General features: G+C 34.5%; 12 protein-coding genes. 8 read left to right on the top strand and 4 right to left on the bottom strand.

What is annotated here, in order from left to right:
* Positions 1–261 precede the first annotated feature (261 nt).
* The 3 genes from BM201_RS08350 to BM201_RS08360 form a co-directional block, all read right to left on the bottom strand.
* Positions 262–1,314, bottom strand: a complete 1,053-nt coding sequence (locus BM201_RS08350) for a hypothetical protein (protein WP_092541565.1) — start codon at positions 1,312–1,314, stop codon at positions 262–264.
* A 151-nt stretch (positions 1,315–1,465) separates the two neighbouring features.
* Positions 1,466–3,328, bottom strand: coding sequence for an AAA family ATPase (locus BM201_RS08355; RefSeq protein WP_092541567.1), 1,863 nt, complete (start codon positions 3,326–3,328; stop codon positions 1,466–1,468).
* A 1,019-nt stretch (positions 3,329–4,347) separates the two neighbouring features.
* The gene (locus BM201_RS08360) at positions 4,348–8,385 is read right to left on the bottom strand and encodes a two-component regulator propeller domain-containing protein (protein WP_092541569.1); all 4,038 of its coding nucleotides are present in this window, start codon (positions 8,383–8,385) and stop codon (positions 4,348–4,350) included.
* A 219-nt stretch (positions 8,386–8,604) separates the two neighbouring features.
* Between BM201_RS08360 and BM201_RS08365 the strand changes: the two genes are divergently transcribed.
* The 6 genes from BM201_RS08365 (at position 8,605) to BM201_RS08390 (ending at position 21,778) form a co-directional block, all read left to right on the top strand.
* Positions 8,605–11,703 (top strand): SusC/RagA family TonB-linked outer membrane protein, encoded by a 3,099-nt coding sequence (locus BM201_RS08365; RefSeq protein ID WP_092541571.1) that lies wholly within the window; start codon positions 8,605–8,607, stop codon positions 11,701–11,703.
* An 11-nt stretch (positions 11,704–11,714) separates the two neighbouring features.
* Complete coding sequence (locus tag BM201_RS08370; protein ID WP_092541573.1) at positions 11,715–13,403, top strand: RagB/SusD family nutrient uptake outer membrane protein; 1,689 nt, start codon at positions 11,715–11,717, stop codon at positions 13,401–13,403.
* Positions 13,404–13,569: 166 nt separating this feature from the next.
* Positions 13,570–15,129 (top strand): glycoside hydrolase, encoded by a 1,560-nt coding sequence (locus BM201_RS08375; protein ID WP_092541575.1) that lies wholly within the window; start codon positions 13,570–13,572, stop codon positions 15,127–15,129.
* Positions 15,130–15,187: 58 nt separating this feature from the next.
* Positions 15,188–17,542 (top strand): glycoside hydrolase family 2 TIM barrel-domain containing protein, encoded by a 2,355-nt coding sequence (locus BM201_RS08380; RefSeq protein ID WP_245758619.1) that lies wholly within the window; start codon positions 15,188–15,190, stop codon positions 17,540–17,542.
* A 12-nt stretch (positions 17,543–17,554) separates the two neighbouring features.
* A complete protein-coding gene (locus BM201_RS08385) occupies positions 17,555–20,722 on the top strand; it encodes a beta-galactosidase, LacZ type (RefSeq protein ID WP_092541579.1) in 3,168 nt (1,055 codons plus the stop codon).
* Between the two features lie 66 nt (positions 20,723–20,788).
* On the top strand, positions 20,789–21,778 hold the full coding sequence (locus tag BM201_RS08390) for a family 43 glycosylhydrolase (protein WP_217643051.1): 990 nt from the start codon (positions 20,789–20,791) through the stop codon (positions 21,776–21,778).
* A 298-nt stretch (positions 21,779–22,076) separates the two neighbouring features.
* Here BM201_RS08390 and BM201_RS08395 read toward each other — a convergent pair whose 3' ends face one another.
* Positions 22,077–23,090 carry a zinc-dependent alcohol dehydrogenase family protein gene (locus tag BM201_RS08395; protein WP_092541581.1) on the bottom strand — a complete coding sequence of 338 codons (1,014 nt, stop codon included), beginning with the start codon at positions 23,088–23,090 and terminating at the stop codon, positions 22,077–22,079.
* Between the two features lie 297 nt (positions 23,091–23,387).
* Here BM201_RS08395 and BM201_RS08400 point away from each other — a divergent pair, with 297 nt between their 5' ends.
* Together BM201_RS08400 and BM201_RS08405 are read left to right on the top strand one after the other, a co-directional pair.
* A complete protein-coding gene (locus tag BM201_RS08400; RefSeq protein WP_092541582.1) occupies positions 23,388–24,254 on the top strand; it encodes an SDR family oxidoreductase in 867 nt (288 codons plus the stop codon).
* 8 nt (positions 24,255–24,262) lie between these two features.
* Entirely contained in the window at positions 24,263–25,699 is a 1,437-nt protein-coding gene (locus BM201_RS08405; RefSeq protein ID WP_092541583.1) for a phytoene desaturase family protein, read from the top strand.
* The last annotated feature ends 27 nt before the right edge of the window (positions 25,700–25,726 follow it).

The following is a 25,726-nucleotide window of genomic DNA, read 5'->3' on the forward strand; positions in this document are numbered from 1 at the left end:
ACGATCTCATCGAAAAGCCTGGGTTGAAGGAAATTCTTTCCTCAACGTTCACACTTACGCAATGCTACGTCCTTTTTTGATTCTAGAAAATACTCCTTTATCGGTGTAAAAGCCGCGCTTATTGCTCACAACGGTTTCGAGTATGGACAGTTGCGGGTTGATTAGCCAGGTTTTGTCCGCTTAAAATAAATATAGCTAAAAACATCGAATATCGATTAAGTATTTAGCCGCAATTGGCTATACTCGTTGTTGGTGATAGTTTTATTTATAGGAAAACCTGTAATTGTTATCAGCTAGAATTATTGCATCCTCGTAACTCCAACTCTTTTCTCCATCTAAAAAGGTATCAAACTTGGGAATTCTATTTTCCAAAGAATCAATTATTGATATGATGGTTTTACAACATTCTTCTGAATTTTGAACTATTTGTCTTTCAGTAAACCTTATAACACACCAGTTATGTGATAAAAAATAGTCATTTCTATCAGAATCTTTACATCCTTTATAATGTATTGGTGAATTATCGTGTAGTGTATATGGTTCGTCAATTTCTAGGTCAATGTGTAGTCCACTTGTAGGAGAAACTAATACTATATCAGGAGAATATGAATTATTAGATATGGCTTTATCTATAAAAGTATAATTCCTTAATCTATCATTGAGCACTTTTAAAAATTTAATTTCATTAGCACCCCTCTTATTGGTGTTAAATATTCTTATAGCCGATTTTGTTGGCCTTAAATCTTCTAGATGTATCTTATGTGCTATTTTATTTTTTTCCTTTTTAAATCTAGATTCATAATTTTTTAAATCCAATTCATATTTTTTTTCTCTTTCTAATTTTTTAGAAATATATATAATTCTTTCATCTTCATATTTTTCCATATTTGCCTGATATTCTTCATCAGAAATTTCTACTTCTCTTTGATGTTTAGTGGATCTTGGCAAAAGTGGATTTCCTTGGAAAATTCCTGCGGTAAGAATTGTAAATAAACCAAGTATCACAAAAATACCAAAGAAAGCATCAAGAAATGGCATTAAACCAAGTACTACAGATAATAAACTCATTGCTAAACAACCGAGAATTGTATGCACAATGCATCCTAAATCGAAAAAATTAAATTTATAGTAATCTACCGTTTTAAATTTTTGAGGTCTTCTTGGTGGGTATGTATACGGTTTCTCTGGTCTTTTTAAACTAAAATTTTTAAGGACCAAAGACTCTGGAATACCTGTATTTATATTTTTTAGTATTCGGTCAGGTATTAGAACAATTGGATACTTTTCGATATTATTGTCAAAACTTTTTTTCATAATAAAATTGTCACCAACGGTCTCGGTTATCGCCAGTTGGCGGAGTAGAGGACACGGATTTGTCGGCTAAGTATTGGTTTGTGGGTCAAGTTAATTATTTTCTTTCTAACGCTGCTGCCTATTGGCGATGAACCGTTGTTATCTCTAGCCTTTAACTATTTGCTTTTTTAATATCTAAAACTAACTGCTGTAATTTTTTATTTATCTCTGAATCTTCAACTGAAAATCCATTTCTAACGAGCTTTTCGGCCACCTTTAGTTTATCAATTTTTCTTACTGTTTTTGCAGTTTTTTGAATGGCATTTTCAATTTCTTTTCTTAATTCCTTACCGTCGATTCCTGTAAGTTTGCCATTTTTATTTTTTTGGATTTTTTGAAATAAGTCATTGCTTAACTTTATTGAAGGTTTATAACTTGGTTTTGCATCTAAGTCAATGAATTGACACCTATCCCCGAAATCAGATTTATCAATTTGTATATTTTTGATTTTATGAGCATCTTTTACAGCTTTTTCAAAGTCATCGAAAGGAATATAATTTTCAATTTCCCGTAATCTTGTTAACCAGAAAAATGCATTATTTTCTTCAAAAACTTCCTTTAATTTCTTCTTCTTTTTATTGTATGGTTCAGTTGCCTTGGATCTGTCACTATCCATTATGAGCGCGTAATTTTGGTTAAGGGATTCAATAAAATCTAAACTAAAATCACCGTTGTTCTCTAGGAAATGTTTATAAGAACTTCCACCATAGAACATAATGCTATAATCTTCTTCCTCAACCAAATTTTCATCTAACTTCTTAATTAAATAGTTTAAATAAATTTTATCGCTTGGTCCTTCAACCCACAATAAATAGTTTGTTTGAAATAAATCGTTAGGTTTATAACCTAATTCTTTTAAAACATCAACCTTTTCTGTCTTAATATCAGAGAAGTTGATCTGAGTTTTTCCATTATTTTTAGATATAATAAAAATTGAATTCTGAGGAGAATTAATAAATATTGAAGAATGAGTTGAAATAAAATATGTGTGCTCAGAAAATAAGCTCATTGCTCTAAAAAGCAATCTTTGCCATTTGGGATGTAAGTGGGTTTCTGGTTCTTCAATAAAAATTATATGACGTTCCTTTCTATTAAGGAATATTGGGAATAATATAATAATTAATGTCTGAAGTCCATCTCCTAACCTATAAATTGGGAATTGTAATTCATCTCCAATTTTAATATGCAAAACATCATCGTTATACTTGGGAATTAAGTTGATTTTGTCTTTAAAAACATTTTCGCTTAGAAAACTCTCAAATTCTTTTATCTCATTTCTTTCATTTTCATCACCCAATAATAAACTTTTTACGTTTTCATAAATTGAAAGGCCGGAAAATACATCACCATTAGGAGTTGAATTTTGAAAATAATCGTGTCTGGTTCTTTTAGAATAAATATCATCTTTAGAGAAATTCTTTTCTTCTTTAGCAATAGGTCTAAGCCCTCTTAAGATAGGTATGTAAATTCGTTTTACTCTTTCATTTTCAATTCCTAGGCTTTCTAATATGGCAGTTAAATTATTTTTTTGCGAACTAATATTTGATAAATTTCTAATTAAAAGATGACGCTTACCTTCAAATATTACATCGAATTGATTTTTTTCTAAATTTTTAATCAAATTATGGAGTATAGTTATTTGATCAAGGGAATTGTGATTTCCATCAATATTATTAAGTGCATCCTCAAATTCTTGTCGATGCATGTACTTAATACTATGACCATCTAAAACTTTAATAACTTGGAAAATATCTCTAATTATCCTAACTGAATTTTTAAAGATTGATTCATCAATTTCATAGATGAATTTAATATGATTGGATCCTGAAAATACTGTTCTTAAAAATCTACTTTTACCGGTGTTATTTGCTCCCACTATTGTATTTAGCTGATTTAAATTTGTAATCAACCCTAATTCATTTTGGATGTCATAAACGGCTTTTAAAGATTCACTTATTTTTATTCCTTGGAGCATAATCTTCTTTAAAGGTTAGAGATAACGTTTTCGTATAATCGTCAGTTGCGGATTGGTTGAAAACTAAGATAATTAAAAATACTGACTTTTGTGTTTGCGCGGATGTGTCCGCAGGACACGAAGCCGCAATTGCTATTATACGTTGTTGTAAAATGTAGCGATACGTTCTTATATAAAATTTTCCGTTCTTTCTTGCTTTAAAAATTATTGTCAGATTTATCGAATATTAGCTCTGATCAGATTTTACTTTTATTTTCAAATAATAGGAGAGAGGCATTTGAAGTTTAAAACTGATAGTAAATTTTCACAATTTTTAGTTTCTCCAGTGAATCTTTGTAATTTTTAGCTGAAATTCTCAATTATAATTTTTCGGGAGAGATTGGTTCTGCGGGATGATCTGCTTTTTCAGTTTTTAATTTGTATTTAAACCGAATTTGAGTTTACGACAAAATCTTTTATCCGTTTTAGTGAAAAAAAGCCGTCCGGTTTTATACAATTTCACCGTTATTTTCTTTGATTTTTTGTCCGCGTTGTTGCTGATTCATTTAGTTCCAATTTTGTTTTAAGATTTCGAGAGAGCGATTTTGTCAGTTTTTCATTTCTTAAAATTCTAAAAAATTTGTTCTGATTTTATCGAATTTTGGTTATTATTTTTCACGATCAGTTCTGTTTTCGGCAGAGATTGGGTCAGGAGCTATTTTTTACAACTCGTTATATCATCATAAAAATACACTTTTATCCGGTTCATTTTCCGGATATCAACACTTTTTAGGTTTTTTTACCATATTGTGTTATTTATATTAATGAATATCTACTACCATGTTTTTTATGCGTACTTCAAAAACTTTTTCCATTTTATTATGGGTGTATTCCTATAGAATATATTGTTATCAAACAAATTTTTATTTCTCAACTCGAATAGAAAAATATAATCCAAATTAATATAGCAGTTCTAAGAAATTTTTCTGGATTAATTCTATTTTGTAAATGCAAAGTTTAAGAAATAGCATTTTTTGAAATTAAGGTTTATATTCAGAAGGATTACTACCATACTTTTCTTTAAAAATTTTTCTAAAGTACTTCAAGCTGTTAAAACCTACAGTAAAGGAGGCATCAGTAACAGAGTATTCTTCTCGATAAATTAGATCAGCTGCTTTTTTAAGTTTAATGTCTCTTATTAATTCATTGATATTTAAACCTGTAAGAGCTTTTACTTTTCTATATAGCGGTGTCCGGCTCATGCCAAGTTCTTTCGCAAGAAATGTAGTGTTTATGTTTTTTATATTTTCTGCGTTTAAAACTATATTTTCTATACTTTGGAGAAACTGCTTTTCAGAGTGGATAAGATTGGATGAATTTCTATCGTCTTTTTGTGTTTTTTGATTTTTGTAATTAGTGAAAAGGGAACGTAATTTTTTCCGATTAGCAAGCAGACTACTAACTTGAGCATTTAGTAACTTAGGTTTAAACGGTTTTGTAACATAAAGATCTGCCCCGCCTTTATAGCCAGAACTAATGCTTTCTGTATTTTGTTTGGCCGTAAGTAAAATAACAGGGATGTGGCTGGTTTCTATATTGTCTTTTAATTCCTGACAGAGATCGATACCATTTTTCAATGGCATCATTACATCTGATATAATAATGTCCGGGATATACTTCATTGCTTTTTTCAATCCATCATTACCATTTTCTGAAAAAAGCAAATCGTATTCCTTCTTAAATAAATTTTCCAGAAATAGTCGTATTTCAGGATTATCGTCAATTATCAACATGATATTCCTGTAGAGTACAGTATTGATACTTTTCTCCTGTCTTGTTTCTAAAACTTCATCAAAGTCTTCAATTTGAATATCTCTAATGTAATTGGATGTTTCTTCTAAAACTTCTGTATTTTCTACTATAAATTTCTTTGGAATACATAGTGTAAATTTAGTATTCTGGTCGGGAACACTCGTTACGTTTATTGTTCCCTCATGTAGTTCCGCAAAGCTTTTAGATAGAGCCAAACCAATGCCTGTCCCTAACTTTTTACGTTGGCCTCCTGCACGATAATACCATTCGAAAATATGATTAATCTCTTGCGAGCTGATTCCTTCACCTTGATTTGCAACTCTTATTTTTACCTTTTCATCTTCATAAAAAACTTTTAATTCAACCTCAGAATTTGAAACTGAATATTTCACCGCGTTGGATAATAAATTATTAATGATTATTGCTATTTTTTCGATATCACAATATAAATAGCACTCATTGATAGTATAGGATAGTTTGAGATGAACCTTTTTTTCATTCGCTAGTGGTTGAAAATTTATTAACCAGCGATTCAATTCGTTTTCAATATTATATGTTCCATAATGAAGTTCACTAAGTCCTTCTTCAGATTTCCGGAATTCCAATAATTTATTGATAGCCTGCTGTAAATTTTTTGCATTTCTCTTTATAAATTTTAGATCTTCTCGAGAATCCTTTTGATTTATTTTTTGCAGTAAATTTTCTATCGGAGCTAATATTAAGGTAAGTGGAGTTTTCAGTTCGTGCGAAAATCCAGTGAAAAATCGTAGTCTTTCTTCGTTTAATTTATGTTCTAGTTGATACCGTTTCTTTTCAAAAGCAATTGAATTTCTCAATTTTAGGCGTTCGCTGTAATATTTTGATATTAAAAAAATTATCAATATTAAAGTAAATAGATATAATATATATGCTGGCCAGGTACTCCAGAAAGGTGGGGAAATAATAATTCCTAGTTGCGCATTTCTAACCGCGTTTATACCTGATTTACTTTTTACCATTAATTGATAGTTTCCGGGAGGAACTTTCGTGAAATTTGCAGTTCCGGAACCACTGGCAGATAGCCATACATCATTATATCCTTTTAATTTGTAGATAAGCTCTGTATTTTTAACAAATGGAAAACTCATACTATGAAAATCTATAGAAAAGGAATTTTCATTGTAATCTAAGCAGATCTCATTTTCGAAAAGCAAAGATTTATAAAGAATTGCACCTTTAGCTTTTTGAACATTTACTTTTTGATTCAATATTCTTAAGTTTTCAAAATATACTGAGACTTTAGAATCTTCCTGTAGTATTTTTGATGGATCAAAAAAGTTTAATCCATTGTTCCCGCCGATATATATTGTGCCATCAGTACTTTTTGTAATTGCTCCAATATTGAACTCCCCATTTTGTAAGTTGGTCAGCGAAGAAATATTTACGACTTCTTTATTTTTTGTGTCATATCTATTAATACCTTTGAAAGTACTCAACCAAATATAGTTATCATTCTCTTTGGTCATTCCTACTATAGAATTATTGCTCAATCCATCTATTTCAGATATTCGTTGAAATTCGTTCGTTAAGGTATTTAAATGTACGAGCCCTTCATATCTTGTTCCCGCATAAATTTCATTATTCCCTATATATAGAACGCTAAATACTATATTACTGGGGAAAGGATATCCCTCGTCTTTTGAATATGTTGTAACACTTTTTTCTTTTACATTATATTTTTTAAGACCTGAACCGTATGTGGCTAACCATAAATTATCATTTTGATCTTGTGCTATATCCCTGATGTCTAATTTTTCAAGAACTTCTATGCGATTAAAAATCTTATTTTTTTCATCATATTTAAACAATCCTCCTCTATTGGTTCCTACCCAAATTTGTTTTTTACGATCCTCAAAAATAACTCTAACATCGCTACCTTCAGAAGGAGCTCCTTGAAGATAATGCTCAAATTTTCCATTGTAATAGCAATTTAATCCTTCACGATAGGTACCAATCCATAATCTTCCCTTCGAATCTTCAAGCAAAGATAAAATGTAATCGCTGCTCAAACTGTTTGTATTATTTTTCTTGGAATAATGCTTGTAATTATTCTGTTCTATATCATAATAATCCAGTCCTCCTCCATCGGTACCTATCCAAATATTTCCATTTTTTGCACTGGCAATTGCCCCAATACGATTATGACTAAGACTCCGATCAATACCATTTATATGTTTCCGGATGCCTACTATTTCTCCAGTTGTTTTCGTAAAGCTTATTCCTGTGGGTGTTCCTATCCACATATTCTCCTGTTTATCCAGAAAAAGAACAGACACCGTACGATTATTTATACTTTCGTAATCATCTGAAGGTAAATACCATTGTATTTTTAGTGATTGATTATTGATGAGTTCATCTGTATCTATCAGATTAAGACCTCCGTTACGGGTACCAACCCACATATATCCATTATGATCTTCTTGAAAAGATAATATATCACTATCGCTCAATCCATTTTCAGCATTTTTTCCTTTCTGAATTTTAAGAATTGAATCGTCATTTTTTATAATTACTATTCCGCGCCTTGTCCCAATCCAGATATTTTTTTTCCGATCTAGATACAATGTATTTATTGCTCCTAAACTTAGAAAATCAGTTTCTATTTCGTTAGAATTTAAATTGATTTTATTTAAACCATCATCAAATGTCGAGACAAATAAAAAGTTGTCACGTTGGAGTATTGATGATACTTCCTTGGATGATAATACCTGATTCAAAGAGCGGTTTGTACTCAGTAAATTATTTTCGAGTTGTAATTGTTGAACTCCACCACGGTATATTCCTAAATCTAGGATTTGCGAGTCAGTTCTTTTATGAAGTGCACTAATACTATTTCCTAATATATCAAACTGCTTGGTGTTCAATACGCTTATAGAATCATATTGGATATCATATATATTTAGTCCTCCATCAGTTCCCGCATATAGTTTATTTCCAACAATTTCGATACTTTGTATATAATTATTCGAAATGTAATCATAAAGATTTCCACTTTTAAAAATCTTAAAATTATTTCCATCGTATCTGTTTAAGCCATCATTGGTAGCTATCCATATATAACCTAGAGAATCCTGTTTAATATCATTGATCAGATTACTTGATAATCCATTTTCTGTTGTAATCGTATAGAAGTGAAAGGCAGGAGTATTTTGTGCATGAAATTTTTTAGGAATCAAAAATTGTATTATTAAGAAAATATAAAATAATAAGGTTTTCTGATTATTCATTTAGGGTGGTGGTATTTTAATAATTTTTTAAAAACAGACGGCTAAAAGGATGAAATTAACAAAATTAGTCGATTAGTGCCTTGCTTAAAGTCAATTTGTGCCTTATAAAATCCCTTTAAAATTAGGAAAATTGTAACTATAAATAGTAGCGAAATCGTTTTCAATCTTTTTGCTACACAAAACTAACTATTATTTCACTATTAACTAAAATCACAGTATATGTTTAAATTTTTACTAAATCTGGGAAAGTCCAGGATCAACATGATGTTGATATTGCTGTTAACCAGTACTGCAATTTTTGCCCAGCAAATTGAAGTCTCAGGAAAGGTATTTGATGAAACTGGATTGCCTTTACCAGGTGCAACGGTAGTTGTAAAAAATACTTCGAATGGAACAGTAACCGATATGGATGGGAATTTTTCTTTAGAAGTAGATGATCCATCAAGTGCCATACTAGTAGTATCATTTGTAAGTTTTGAAACAAAGGAGATTCCTGTTGGTGATCAAAGTTCATTTGAGATAACACTATTAAGTGACACTGAAGCATTAAATGAAGTAGTTGTTGTAGGTTACGGGGGACAGAAAAGAGCTACACTTACAGGTTCAGTATCTGAGGTTGAAGGAGGAGATCTTGTGAAAAGTCCGCAGCCTAACCTTTCCAATTCATTTTCTGGAAGGATTTCTGGAGTAATTGCAAGCAATCGCGGGGGGGAGCCTGGTTATGATGATTCTAGTATCAGTATTCGAGGTTTAGCTACTACAGGTAATAATGATGTCCTCGTAGTAGTCGATGGAGTGCCAGGACAGGTAGGAGGCCTTTCGAGACTTTCTCCAGAAGAAATTGAAAGCGTAACCGTGCTAAAAGATGCCTCTGCAGCAATTTACGGAAGTCGTGCCGCTAATGGTGTTATTCTTATAACCACTAAAAGAGGAAAAACAAATTCAGCCCCTTCTGTATCTTACAAGTTTGATGTTGGTTTTTCATCTCCTACACGATTACCAGATATGGCTGATGCCTCTACATATGCGCAGATCAGAAATGAAATTGCCTATTACAATAGTCCTAATGATGGATTAAATCAAGTTTACTCTCCTGAAGAGATTAACCTATTCGCTAATGGGAGTGATCCATTAAATTATCCAAATACCGACTGGGCCAATGCAGCACTCAGAGATTATGCTACTCAAACTCAACATAACCTTAATGTGTCAGGTGGATCTGAAAAGGTAAATTATTTCTTTTCTTTAGGGAAAACATCTCAAGAAGGCTTATATAAAAATGGGGCTACCCAATATGATCAGTATAATGTTCGATCGAACTTAGATGTTGATATTTCTGATAGATTAAGCTTAGGCCTTTCGTTGTCCGGTAGAAAAGAAGATAGGCAATTCGCTACAGAAGGTGCTAATTACATATTTAGATCAATTTATAGAGCCTATCCAACAGTAGCTTCTATTTACCCTAATGGATATCCTTCAACCGGGATTGAAAATGCAAATCCGGTTATTATGGCTACTCCTGCGGGAGGAACAAATAATCAACCGAGATATATTTTTAATGGAATTCTTAAAGCCAAATATGAGTTACCATTTTTGGATGGTTTGTCGATAGACGGATTCTTTTCTGTAGATGAATTATCTAGTAGAATAAGAAATTTTAGAACACCTTATACGCTTTATAATTATAATAGAAATACAGAAGAATATAATCCTGTAGTTATTGGAGGTGGACCTGATCAACAAGGCTCTTTAGAAGAAGAACATTTTAGTCAATCTAAGACTGTGGGAAATATCAAGCTTAACTTTAAGAGAAGATTTGGTAGTCATAATATAGATGCATTCATTGGATACGAAAGGAGTGAAAACAAGGATCATACTTTAGGAGCTTCTAGAATTCATTTTCCAACCACTCAAACTCCGGAACTTTCTCAAGGTGGAGGGGCAGCGACTGACAGGGATAATTATGGTAGTAGTTATAATTTTACCAGAGAAAGTTTTCTTTCAAGAATTGCTTATAACTACAGCGAAAAATATCTTGCGGAATTTCAAATGCGTGTAGATGGATCTTCAATATTCCCAGAGGGAAATCGATATGGGGTTTTCCCATCTATATCTGCAGGTTACCGAATAACACAAGAAGATTGGTTTAATGTGGACTTCTTTGATGATCTTAAAATTAGAGCTTCCTATGGAATTTTGGGGAACGATAATGTAGGACAGTTCCAATATTTTGATAATTATGCGATCAATAATAATTATGTAGTTGGTGGAGAGGTCGTGACCGGTATAGATCTAATAAGACTGGCCAATCCAAATATTACCTGGGAAGTTGCGAGAAAGACCGACCTAGGACTGAATTTTAAATGGCTGGATCATTTCAATACAGAGTTTATTTATTTTACTCAGGATCGAACGGATATACTTATCAATCGAAATGCTTCTATTCCAGCAATTACAGGTATTGTGAATCCTTATGGTGGAGATCCTTTAGTACCATCTGAAAATATCGGAGAAGTTAAGAGTCATGGTTTTGAAGCTGTTATCGGTTATGATTTGAAATCTGAAGGTGATTTTAACTTCGGAGTGCAGGGAAATTTTACGTATGCAAAGAATGAAATTGGATTTATTGACGAAGCACCAGGGGTTTTGGATTATCAAAGACAAACAGGACGTCCACTTAATACCTATCTTTTGTATAATGCTATAGGTATTTTCAGAACTGAAGAAGATCTGAATAATTACCCACATGTTGAGGGAGCTAGATTAGGTGATTTAATCTACGAGGATTATGATAATGACGGAGAAATTACTCCAGACGATATGTATAGAAGTGAGTATGGAAATATCCCTCAGATAACATTCGGTCTTGTTCTGGATGCTACTTATAAGAATTTTGATTTCTCAGCAGTTTTTGCTGGCCAGGGTCAAGTAAGGCAATACGTACTTCCAGAATCGGGAACTGTTGGAAACTTTTATAGTAGTTGGGCGAATAATAGATGGTCACCTGAGAATCCAGATGGTAGTTACCCAAGAGTAAGCGAGCGTGCATCATCAGCAGTAAGCGGGGGTAGATTTCGAAATGATTTCTGGCTACGAAATACAGCCTTTGTCCGTCTTAAAAATGTTCAGTTAGGATACACGCTTCCGACGATGTGGACTGATAAATTAGCTATTGGAAATGCTAGGATATATGCTAGCGCATTTAATCTATTTACTTTAACAGAAGTAGAAGATTTTGACCCTGAAGGAAGTAGCGAAAGTGGCCAGTTTTATCCTCAACAAAGGATTATTAATCTAGGAATTAATGTTCAGTTTTAAAAAAAGGAAATATGAAATTTAATATTATATATACAAAAATACTGTTATTCTCTCTTTTCGGAAGTCTTATTTTGGTTGGATGTCAAGAAGACTATTTAGAGGTAACCCCGACTGATCGCGTGTCTGATGCGGCGATCCTAAATGATTCAACTTTATTTGAAGCCTATGTGATCAATAGATACTTGGGAGTTCGATTGACAGATAAAGAGGGCGATGGAAGTCGACCTGGCTTTGGAAGGGGCTTTGAATATGCAATGTGGAGTTCTTTGACTGATGAATCTATTTATAACAATGATGATAACACCTGGCTAATACAGCAGGGGCAGTTAGCTCCTGAAAATACGGGTATTGCTGGAACAATTTGGGGACGAAGCTATCGTAGTATTAGAGAAGTTAATTATGCCCTAAATAATATAGATAATTTGGCAATGAGCGACTCAAAAAAAGAAGTGCTCACAGCGGAGCTAAAATTTATAAGAGCCTATAGATATCATGATCTTATTAGAAATTACGGAGAAGTAGTACTGATGGAAGATCGTGTAGTAGAACTTGGAGACGATTTAACTGATCCTAGTTTGTTTGAAAAAAGCACAATATCAGAAAGCTTAACATATACTATCAATGAATTGAATGAAGCAATCAATGCTTTACCAGAAAATCATTCAAATAACTGGCAGGAAGGTAGAGCTACTAAAGGTGCGGCTATGGCCCTTAAAGCTAGATTGTTACTATATGCGGCCAGTCCTTTATACAATGGAGAAACCAATGATGCTCAAAAATGGGCAGATGCAGCAAATGCTGCTCAGGAAGTAATGGATCTTGGTTTATATAGTTTATATCCTGATTACCAACAACTTTTTCTTGAATCTGCAGGAAATAGCGAGATAATATTTGCCCGATACTACAATCTTAATGCATTACACACTGCTCTAGAAATTGCTAATGGTCCTAACGGCTATGGAGGCTGGGGTGGTAATGTACCATTACAAAATTTAGTGGATGATTATGAAATGGCAGATGGATCTGAATTTGATTGGAATAACGAATCTCATGCAGAGGAGCCTTACCAGAACAGGGATCCAAGATTTTATCAAACCATATTATATAATGGAGCTGAATATCGAGGAAGGGAAGTAGAAACATTTGTACCCAATGGTTTGGATAGTCCAGATGGTCCTTCCAACTGGAATACCAGTAAATCAGGTTACTATTTGAGAAAATTTATCGATGAAGATCTTCCAATCATTAATCCATGGGGAGTTGCCGGAACACAGGACTGGATTTATATTAGATATGGTGAAATTTTACTGAATTACGCTGAAGCGCAAAATGAAGCAGTCGGTCCAGATGAATCCGTTTATAATGCCCTAAACCTTATTCGGTCTAGAGCCGGTATGCCGAATTTGGAGAGTGGACTAAGTCAAAGTGAGATGCGCGAAAAGATTCGTCACGAAAGAAGAATTGAACTAGCCTTTGAGGAGCACAGATATTATGATGTAAGACGATGGATGATTGCAGATGAGGTCGAAAATCAACCTGCTCAGGGAATGAGAATTACCAGAACAAACGGAGATTTTAATTACAATACTTTCATCGCACTCGACGGAAAAAGTTTTAATGAGAGAAATTACTGGTTACCTATTCCAAGAAGTGAAATATTAGCTTCAAATAACCAGATAGAACAAAATCCAGGTTATTAATACAATCAAAACCATATTGTCTTCGGGCAATATGGTTTTTAATATTCCATCACTTTGAATCTGAATTTTATTCCTAATAATTCTGGATTACCTACTACCTCTGTAAAAATTTTTATTAAGTATAACCACTTAGGTTCTTTCGCGGAAACACTATAATATTCAATTGATGAAAAAAAACTTTCAATCTTTCTTTTTCCTACTTACGCTGCATTTGTTCTTTATTTCCTGCCAACAGGAAAATAATGATAAAAAAAAAGGAACTACAGAGGAAAGGACTAAGCTCACATCGATAAGCATTGAAGATGAGGTAGTTTTTCAGACTATCGACAATTTTGGAGCATCTGATGCTTGGAGCATGCAGCATATCGGGAATTGGCCAACTCATAAAAAACAAAAAATAGCACAGCTCCTTTTTAGTCAGGAGTTGGATAAAAATAATAATCCATTAGGAATCGGTCTTTCCTTATGGAGATTTAACCTAGGGGCAGGAAGTGCACAACAGGGAGCTGATAGTGGTATAGCCGATGAGTGGAGAAGAGCAGATTCTTTTTTACAATTGGATGGAACCTATTCCTGGCAACGCCAATCTGGACAAGTGTGGTTTGCAAAGGCAGCCAAAGCTTACGAAGTAGATCAATTGCTGGTATTTCTAAATAGTCCCCATGTAAATTTCACGAGAAATAATAAGGCATTTAGTGCAAGTGGTGATCAATCTAACTTAGCAGTAGTTAACTATAAAAAGTTCGCAGACTATCTAAGCCATAGTATAAAAGGTATGGAAAATTTAGGTCTTAGCGTAGATATTATAAGTCCTTTTAATGAACCGCAATGGGATTGGGCTGATGGGGGGCAGGAAGGCACTCCTTTCTGGAATGAAGAAATAGCCGAGATTACAAGACTAATTAATAAGAGTTTTATTCAAAATAATATTGAAACAAAAATTGATCTTCCGGAAACTGCACAGCTTAACTATTTAGTGGAAGACGATAATAAATCCGGAAGAGGTACCCAACTTGACTATTTCTTTAACGAAAATTCAGCGGGCTATATTGGTGATCTGGAGCATTTAGGCAAGGTGATATCTGGACATAGTTATTTTACCACTTCTCCTACATCTAAATTAGTTGGAGAACGAAAGAAACTGAATCAGGCTCTGAAAGATTTTCAGAATTTAAAATTCTGGATGTCTGAGTATTGTATTCTTGGTGATAATAATGGAGAAATTGAAGGAAACAGTAAAGATTTGAGTATTGAGCCCGCGCTCTATATGGCCAAAGTGATACATCATGATTTAAGTATTGCTAATGCTTCGGCCTGGCACTGGTGGACGGCAGTATCGGTTTATGACTATAAAGATGGATTAATTTATGCTGATAAGAATAAAAAAGACGGCAATTTTGAAGAGAGTAAGATGCTATGGGCCCTGGGAAATTATAGTCGTTTTATTAGGCCTGGAGCCAAACGTATTCAAATAAATTCAGAAGAGCAACTACCTGAAGAAATTTTAATTTCAGGTTTTCGTTCTCCGGACAATCAGGAAAATGTCTTAGTCATTATAAACCCCTTGAATAGAAAGATCCAAGTTCAATTTAAAAATAATGAAAAGCTCCTGACACCCAGATCATCCTATGTGACTTCCAGTGCTAAAAACTTAGCATCGGTAGAATATGGTACTAAAATCTCATTGACCGAAAAATCTATTACCACTTTAATCTTTTCAAAATAATATGACAACATCTTTTTCAAAAAGGCTTTTGAATTGGCAAAAGATTCTTCTTTTGTTTGTGATAAGCTTTCCGTTGGCGATAAGTGCTCAAGAAAATAATAAGCTACTGTTTAATGACTCCTGGCAATTCCATATGGGAGAGTTAACGAATAAAAGTGATGCAAACTGGAAAAATGTATCAATTCCACATGATTGGAGTATTCAAAGCGATTTCGATTCGCGGTGGGCCAGTGGAACGGGTTTTCTCCCTGGTGGGATAGCCTATTATAAGAAAAGCTTTGATGTTCAGAATTATTCTCCAAATAAAAAATATAGTATATACTTCGATGGTGTTTATAAAAATAGTGAAGTTTGGATAAACGGTCATTTTTTAGGTAAAAGGCCTAATGGATTCATTCCTTTTCAGTATGATCTAACGCCCTATTTGAAAGAAAAAGAAAATGAAATACTTGTAAAGTGTGATCATACGGATTATGCAGACAGTAGGTATTATACCGGTTCTGGGATATTTAGGAATGTTTATTTAATTCAACAAAATCCAATTCATTTTTCTCAATGGGGTGTATTTGTAACAACCCCCAAAATTGAAAAGGATGAGGCGGAAATCAATATTCAGTTAGAAATTGAAAATTTAACTGATCAGGTATCAGGCTCAGATATCATTACCAGTATAAGAAATGACAAAGGCGAAAAAGTAGCTACCGGCACTTTCAGTTTACAATTATATCCAAATAGGGAAAATTATATTGAATTGCATTTAAAAATCGATAACCCTGAATTGTGGGAACCAAATGCCCCTAATCTTTACGATCTAGATGTACGTATAGAGGTAGACGGAAAATTGATGGAGCTATGGAGCGATAAAATAGGAATAAGAGATTTTAAGTTTGATGCTAACAAAGGCTTCTTTTTAAATGGAAAGAATATGCTTATCAAAGGGGTTTGTATCCATCATGATGCGGGAGCATTAGGAGCTGCAGTTCCTAAAAAAGTTTGGAAAGAACGATTAAAAACTCTTAAAGAACTTGGTGCAAATGCTATTAGAATGAGCCATTATCCGCATCAGGATTATCTTTATGATCTGGCTGATGAAATGGGTTTTCTGGTTCAGGACGAAGCTTTCGATGAATGGGAGTTTGGCAAAAATAAATGGATTGAAGGTTGGAATGTAGGAACCCCTGGTAAAGACGGCTCTCATAAAGATTTTGAGAAATGGGGCGCCATAGATGTAGAAGATATGGTTAGGCGAAACAGGAATCATCCTTCTATCATCATGTGGAGTATAGGCAACGAAATTGATTACCCCAATGACCCTTATACCCATCCTATTTTGGATGAAGGTCGAAATCCACAAATCTATGGTAAGGGACATATGCCTGATCATCCCCCGGTAGATCAACTAGGTAAGATTGCAAATGAGCTTAGTATGGCTGCTAAAAAATTTGATACCACGAGGCCAATTACTGCAGCTCTCGCCGGAGTAACGATGTCTAACTTCACGGCCTATCCTGAAATTCTGGATATTGTGGGATATAATTATCAGGAATTTAGATATGAAGAAGATCATGCAAAATATCCGAATAGAATTATTTACGGAAGTGAAAATGGGGATGCACTTAGTGCCTGGAATGCTGTAAAAGACAATGATTTTATTGCTTCTCAATTTCTATGGACGGCATTTGATTTCATTGGAGAAGCCGGAAAGTGGCCTTATAGAAGTAGTGGCGCCGGAATCATTGATCTTGCAGGAAAACCAAAACCGGACTTTTATTTTAGAAAAAGTTTATGGAGTGATGCTCCTTTAGTTTTTATTGGAATTGCGGATAATGAAGAGGATGTGACAAAACGTCGTCATATTTCCACTACCTGGAGTGGCGCTGAAAATGATCTAAAATATGTAAGCGCATACACTAATGCTGATACGGTTGAACTTTTCTTAAATAATAAATCACTAGGAAAGAAGAAAGGAGAATACGATGGAAATATGATATTCTGGAAGGTTCCTTTTAAAAGCGGAGAGTTATTACTTAAAGGTTATAACAAGCAGGGAAAGGAAGTTGCTACACATAAACTAAGAACACCAGAATCAATAACAGACTTTAAACTCATTTATAACAAGGAAAATGTTGATAATATCCTTATTGTAGATATTGAATTGATAGATAAAAACGGATCTCTCATCATTAATGATGATCGCTCGGTGACTTTTAAAGTACCTACAGGTATAAAAGTGCTGGGATTAGAAAGCGGAGACTTAAAAAGTCATGAAGACTACCAAAGCAATCAACGAATTACTTATCAGGGAAAATTGCGAGCATATCTTAAGCTTTCAGAAAGCATTCAACAGAAGGATGTTTCAATAACTGTTAAGGTACAAGGAATGAATGAAAAAAAATTAGCCTATAATAAATAGAAATTTGAAGTTATGAAAAAGACCTTTTTTAGCCTACTTAGTTTGCTGTTGTTTACTGCAACATACGCACAGCAGAACGAGTGGGAAGACCCAACTACAATAGATCGTAATAAGCTTGAAGGCCACAGTGATTTTGTATTGTACACTTCAGCAAAAAAAGCATTACAAAACGATCCAACATCATCTAATCTGTATCAGAGTCTTAATGGTACCTGGAAATTCAATGTGGTGCAACATCCCAGCGAGCGCCCAAAAGATTTCTATTCAGAATCCTTAAACGACAGTAATTGGGATGATATTAAAGTTCCTTCCAATTGGGAATTAGAAGGTTTCGACCTTCCAATTTATACCAATGTTACCTATCCGCATCCTAAAAACCCACCATATATCGGATTTCCTTCCGAAGAAAAAACAGCAAGTGGAGAAACCATCAATAAAAACGCTAAAGATGGCGATGAAGAAATTTACAATCCGGTAGGTTCTTATCGCAGAACATTTAGCGTTCCAGAAGCTTGGGAAGATCATGAAATTATCCTTCGTTTTGGTTCCATTTCGGGTTATGCAAGAATCTTTGTGAATGGCCAGGAAGCAGGAATGACCAAAGCTTCTAAAACTCCGGCTGAATTTGATATCACCAATTTGCTGAAGGAAGGCGACAATCTTTTGGCCGTTCAGATCTTTAGATGGCACGACGGTAGTTATTTAGAAGATCAGGATTTTTGGCGCTTAAGTGGTTTAGAGCGTGATGTATATTTACAGGCGGTTCCTAAAACAACGATATGGGATTACTTTGTGACCAGTGGTTTAAGCGAGGATTATCAGGATGGAGAATTAAACGTGAATGTTAAGCTGAAGGAATTTGATAAAGGAAGTATCAAAAAACCAAAAGTGAAGTTTGCTTTAATGGATCCTTCAGGAAAAGAAGTCTATACTGAAACTAAAGCTTTAGATAAAAATGCAACGGAAGTAAGCTTCAATAAAACGCTTGCTGAGGTTGAACAATGGAGCAATGAATTTCCAAATTTATACAACTACAGCATTAGTTTGTTAGATAAAAAAGATAACGAGATTGCCGCTATTGCGGGAAGAACTGGTTTCCGCGAAGTAGAGATCAAAAATGCGCAATTAATGGTAAATGGAGAACCAATTACTGTTAATGGTGTGAACTTACATGAACATCATCCCGATAAAGGGCACACGCCAGATCGTGAAATGATGCGCAAGGATATCGAGGTGATGCAAAAGAACAACATCAACGCAATACGTATGAGTCATTATCCTCACGATTCTTATATCTACGAACTTGCCGATGAATACGGAATGTACGTGGTCGATGAGGCTAATATCGAAACTCATGCAATGGGCGCCGAATGGCAGGGGAATTTCGATAAATCAAAGCACCCGGCCTATCTTGAAGATTGGGCGCCAGCACATTTAGATCGTATTAAAAGAATGGTCGAATTCCACAAAAATCATCCTTCAATTATTGTATGGTCTTTAGGGAACGAAAGTGGAAACGGACCTGTTTTTTACGATGCTTACGATTGGATCAAAGAACGTGATACGACTCGTAAAGTTCAGTTTGAGCAGGCGGGTGAGAATCGCAATACAGATATCGTTTGCCCTATGTATCCTGGCATGAATTACATGAAAGAATATGCCGAGGATGAAAGCAAGGAGCGTCCATTTATCATGTGTGAATATTCTCATGCAATGGGGAATAGTAACGGAAACTTCCAGGAATACTGGGATATTATCGATAATAGCGATCATATGCAAGGTGGTTTTATTTGGGACTGGGTAGACCAGGGATTACGTGCTGAAACTGAAGACGGTAAAGAGTTTTGGGCTTATGGCGGAGATCTAGGCGCTGGCCATCTGCAAAACGATCAAAACTTTAATGCTAACGGATTGGTAAGTGCAGATCGTACGGTACACCCAGCTTTAGAAGAGGTAAAAAAAGTATATCAAAACATCAAATTTGAGCTTGATGGAAATTCTATTGTAGTCACCAATAAATTCGATTTTACGAATCTTGAAGCTTTCGATTTTAAATGGGAATTACTTGGCGATGGTGAAGTTGTAAAAACCGGAAAATTTACAGTAGACGTAGCTCCAAACGCAACAAAATCGGTTAGTATTTCGTTGCCAGAATTGGGAGATAAAGAATATTTCTTAAGCATTTATGGCTATACTAAAAAAGCCAAAGCGATGGTTCCTGCTAATCACGAAATTGCCAGAGCACAATTTAAACTAGGAGAAAACACCTTTTTTGCTACTGCTGAAGGGGAAACTTCAGGAAAACTTAAAGTGAAAAAGCAAGGAAATGAACTTCAGTTTTCAAATGACATGATCGAAGGTGTTTTTAATACGGAAACCGGAAGTTTCGAAGCCTATCATTTAAAAGGAGCTGAAGAATCACCAATATCGGTATTTCCACAGCCTTATTTTTGGAGAGCACCAACCGATAATGATTTTGGAAACGGAATGCCAAGAAGATTAAAAGCATGGAAAGAGGCGACCAATAATGCTGAAGTGACCAATGTTGAGGTTGCTAAAAAATCGAAAGAAGGTCAGTTAATTACCGTGACTTATCAGCTTGCTGGTGTAGACGTGCCTTATACCGTGGAATATTTTATAGAAAATAACGGAAATATTAAAGTCACTGCTACTTTAGATAGTGAAAAAGACCTTCCTGAACTTCCACGTTTTGGAATGCGAATGATCCTTCCGGGAGACTATGAAAACCTTGAATATTACGGTCGTGGTCCGTGGGAAAATTATTCTGATAGAAATACTTCAGCCTTTATGGGCATCTATGAAGATAAAGTAGAAAACCAGTTTGTGTGGGAATATATTCGTCCGCAGGAAGCCGGTTATAAAACTGATGCAAGATGGATTCAGCTTGAAAATAAAATAGGCGGTGGCTTAAAGATTATTGGTGAGCAGCCATTAGGATTTAGCGCTTTAAATGTTGCTACGGAAGATTTAGATCCGGGAGAAAATAAAGCACAACGTCACCCAACCGATATTCCTGTTCAGAACAAGGTGTTTTTACACGTAGATTTTAAACAACGTGGTCTTGGTGGTGATGATTCCTGGGGACGTTACCCGCATAGACAATATCGTTTAGAAGACAATAAATACAGCTATTCGTACACTATTTCTTTGCTGAAATAGAATGTCGAAATTGTATAATCTAAGAACAGATTTTTTCAAAAAGATTTTAATCAAAATTTCAATAAAATGACATACATCTTTAAAAAATCAATTGGAGCACTTCTATTGATTTTAGTGTCTTTATTAATGAGTTGTTCTGAAAAAAATAAAAATGACATTGTTTTACAAGATCCGCTTATCAATGGTGATTTTGCTGATCCATCGATCGTAGAACACAATGGTAAATATTATATCTACGCCACGATAGATCCCTGGGGAGCTGAGGAACTTGGAGTTTTAGAATCAGATGACTTCGTGCATTGGGAGCAAAAGCATATTAACTGGCCAACAAAAGAACTTTGTACCAGTGAAACTTCTAATTCAAGTAATGTTTGGGCACCTTCAGTAATTGAAGGGAAAGATGGTAAGTTTTATATGTATGTGTCTGTAGGAAGTGAAGTTTGGGCTGGTGTAAGTGAACATCCTTTAGGCCCCTGGAAGAATGCTAAAAGTGATAATTCGCCACTTATCAAAGGCAACATGTTTCCTGAATATCATATGATCGATGCTGAAGTTTTTATAGACGATGATAAACAAGTGTATTTATATTGGGGATCTGGGTTAAATTGGGTAAACGGGCATTGTTTTGTGGTTCCCTTAAAAGACGATATGATTTCTTTTGATGAAGCCGAAATAAAAGATATTACCCCACCAAATTATTTTGAAGCACCATTTATGGTTAAAAAAGGCGGAACTTATTTTTTAATGTATTCAGATGGGAAATGCACTACAGAAACCTATAAAGTGAGATACGCTAAGGCTAATAATCCATTTGGACCATTTTCTGAAGGTGAAAATAGTCCGGTTTTAACAACTTCTAAAGATAGATCAACTTTAGGGCCAGGCCATCATAGCATATTTACTGAAGGCGGTCAGGATTATATTTTATACCATCGCATAACCAATAATAATGATCAATTGTATAGAGAGTTGGCTATTGATAGTCTTAATTTTTCGAAAGGTGAAATAGAAGTGGTGAAACCTTTAAAAACAATGATGCATTTAAATGAGAATTAATTTTAATACGTTGATAGCATTATTTTAAATTTATTGATACTATTTCGAAGCAAAATAGTTTACTATCTTTACCAAGACGAATCAAATGAATTCAATTTTAAAGTTCACAGATCGTCAACATGAAAAATAGACACTAGTATTTATAGGGCTTCCCAGACATCGGTGAATCCTGCCGAGGTCACTTTTAAAGAAGACGAATGATAAAAAACCCTGCAACTTGCAGGGTTTTTTATTTTGAGTAATCTAATAATAATTAGATTCAATTTTAAGTACTTATAGCTAATAATATTCGATAAATTTAGCTAGATACTTTAACGATGATCTTTCCTAGCTGTTGATTAGACTCCATGTATTTATGGGCTTCAATAATATCTTCAAAATCAAATGTCTTATCGATAGTCGGAGTAAGTTTTCCTTTTTCTAAGGCCTCGAATATAAATTGTTTTGCAGGTTTTAGTTTTTCAGGATTTGTTGTGATATCCATTAAAATATAACCCTGTACTGTTAACCTTTTTTGAAGCATCTGTCCAAACGGAAATTTTGCTGATTCACTAGATAAAGAGCCGTATTCAATAATTCGGCCAAGAGGTGCAGCGGCCTTAGTCAATGTTTCGATAATAGGTCCACTAATAGGATCGAAAATAATGTTTGCACCTTTTTCGTTAGTGATTTCCATTACACGATCTACAAGGTCTTCCTCCTCAGTAACGATCACGTAGTCTGCACCGGCGTCTAATAATTGTTGTTTTTTAGCTCGTTTTCTAGTCGTTGCGATAGCAATTCCACCTTTTAGTTTGGTGATTTCAATGGCTGCAAAGCCTACGCTACTACTCGCCGCGGTTATAAGTACCGCATCATCTTTTTTGATCTTTCCATTTGTAACGATTCCACCGTAGGCCGTGATAAATGGCATCCATATTGCTGTGGCTTCTTCGCTTGTCAGGTTTTTGGGATAATTGCTCACGGCATGCTCTGGCACGATTGCGGTTTCTCCATAAACACCGTAATCATTCATCGAAAATGAAGGAATGGTGCTTACCTTATCTCCAATTTCTACAGAAGTTACTTTATTACCAACGGCTTCTACGACACCGCTGGCTTCATAGCCAATTAGCGATGGGAAATTGGGAGTTTCTAAATATGCTCCACTTCTAAAAGCGACTTCTGCACGGTTTAAACCTATTGCGTCCACTTTTATACGAACTTCATTTTCTGAAGGTTCTGGTAGATCTACTTCTTCAATTTTTAAAACTTCAGCTGTGCCGGTTTCGTAAAATTTCACAATCCTTGTTCTTTTCTTCTCAATAATCATAGTTCAAATTTTTATTAATCTCAGAAATTATAAACTTCAGAACAAATAGTTTCACATATATAACATAACCTTTAGAAGTCGTTTAGAGTTTGGTAGTAGCGTTTCAAGCTAAGCGTATGTTTTTACCTCATAAATTATAATATAGTTTACAAACTTTGTAATACAATTAACCCTGCAATTTTCATTAAGCTCCAATTTGTAGTTAGCTTTGGAAAGATGAGATTTTAAAAAGTTTTTAAACTTAGAAAAGCTTCTCTTGTCTTTTAATAAACCAACATCTTAGGTAAAGTATGAACTATGGAGAAAATCTTAATATTAGGAGCCTCGGGAGCATTAGGAGAATATATCTTAAAAGAGTGTTATTCCAGAAATTTTAAAATCCGTGTCCTCACACATTCTAATGAAGGCTATCAGAAAGTACGCTCATATACCGATGATATTTGGTGTGCAAATGCCCAGGAAGATCTTACGAAGATAAAGGGGATTACAAAAGGTGTAGATTATGTAATTTCTGCCTTAGGAAAATCTGTAAGTCTTTTTAGTCCAGGGCCAAACTCATTTTTCGAAATAGATTATAAGGCTAATGTGAATATACTTCAAGAGGCAAAGGAAAATGGTGTAAAGCGATTTTTTTACATATCCATGAAAGGAGCTGAAGAAGCTTCAGAATATACTATACCCGGCATTCATAAACTTATGGAAGATGCACTAAAGGAGTCTGGTATAAATTATAGTATAGTTAGGCCTGTTGGATTTTATTCGGGTTTGAATGATCTCGTAATTATGGCTAAGCGTAAGGTAATTCCCTTAATTGGTGATGGTGAAGCCAGAACAAATAGTATTTTTCATGGGGATCTTGCTAATTATATAATGACTGAATTTCTAAATCTACCTGAACTGAAAGAAGTAGGCGGTCCTCAAATTCATACCCGTATGGAAATGGCTAAAATGATCCAGAAAAAAATTGGAGGTGAAATTATTAAAATCCCGAAATCTATAGCTAAGCATGGAAGCAAATTGCCTAAGCTACTTCAATTAGATGAAATTAGTGATAAACTAGCCTATTTTCGATATATCATGAGTAACGATATGATTGCTGAAGAGCATGGCAAAATGAATTTTGAAACCTATTTGGATCAAATAGATACTGAAGACATCAAATAATTATAGGTATGGGGCAAGATAAGACTGAAGAAAAGTATGATGCAGTAATTGTGGGTAGTGGCGCTAACGGAATTTCTGCAGCGATTTATTTACAACAGAAAGGGCTAAAAACACTTATTCTGGAGAAAAATTCTGATCCTGGCGGAGCAACCAGAAGTGGGCAGTTAACGCTGCCGGGATATGTTCATGATATTGGATCTGCAGTCCTGCCCATGTCCTATAGTTCTCCTTTTTTTCAAACACTTCCTCTAGAAAAATATGGGTTGGAATGGATATTTCCAGAAATTGCTTTTGCGCAAACTTTAGAAAATGGAGAAGCGGTAGGTTGTTATCGGGATATTTCTAAAACAGCTGCTAATCTGGGAAAGGATAAAGAAGCTTATGAAGATTTAATGAATCCTTTAGTATCAAATTGGGCAAAAATTGATGAAGATATTTTATCGCCTTTTGGCATACCTTCACATCCTATTCAGTTTTTAAAATTTGGGATTAAGGCTATTCTTCCGGCAAAAACCTTAGTAAATCATTATTTTAAGGAAGATAAAGCGAAATCTTTATTTTATGGTGCCGCGGCACATTCAACTTTACCACTTACAAATTTAGCTTCCTCGTCATTTGGATTGGTATTAAGCATCATGGCGCATATTAATGGCTGGCCTTTTCCCAAGCATGGAGCTTCAGCAATAATTAAAGCACTGTTAGCTTATTATGAAGATCTCGGCGGAAAAATTCACTGTAATTATACTGTAAAAGATGCAAAGAATATTCCCAATTCAAAGATTCAGTTATTCGATTTAACTCCAAGACAGTTGTTGAAAATAGAAGGCCTAAACTTAAGCAACACCTATCAAAAAAGACTTTCTAAATTTACTTATGGATCTGGAGTTTTTAAAATTGACTGGGCCTTAAACCATCCTATACCTTTTAATAATGCTATATGTAGGCGAGCAGGGACAGTTCATATTGGTTATGGAAGTGAAGAAATAGAGCATTCTGAAGCCTTATCTGCTAAAGGAAAAATTGCTGAAAATCCATATATTCTACTTGTTCAACCCAGTATTTTTGACAGTAGCCGAGCGCCAGAGGAAAAACATACCGCCTGGGCGTATTGTCATGTGCCTAACGGAAGTACATTTGATTGTACTAAAATAATCGAAGATCAAATTGAAAAAGCAGCTCCAGGTTTCAAAAAAAGTATTCTGAAAAGAGCTACTATGAATACAAGCGATTTAGAGGTTTTTAATCCAAATTTGGTTGGCGGAGATATTAATGGCGGAAGGCAGGATATCACTCAACTATTCACAAGACCTATAGCAAAAATATCTCCGTATAAAACCTCCAACAATAATATTTATTTGTGTTCTTCTTCTACACCACCTGGAGGCGGAGTGCATGGTATGGCTGGTTTTAATGCCGCAAAACAAGCCTTTAAGGATCACTTTTAAATTAATAATGAATATTATTTTTCTTCC

This window comes from Zunongwangia mangrovi, from assembly GCF_900112105.1.
Lineage (GTDB): Bacteria > Bacteroidota > Bacteroidia > Flavobacteriales > Flavobacteriaceae > Zunongwangia > Zunongwangia mangrovi.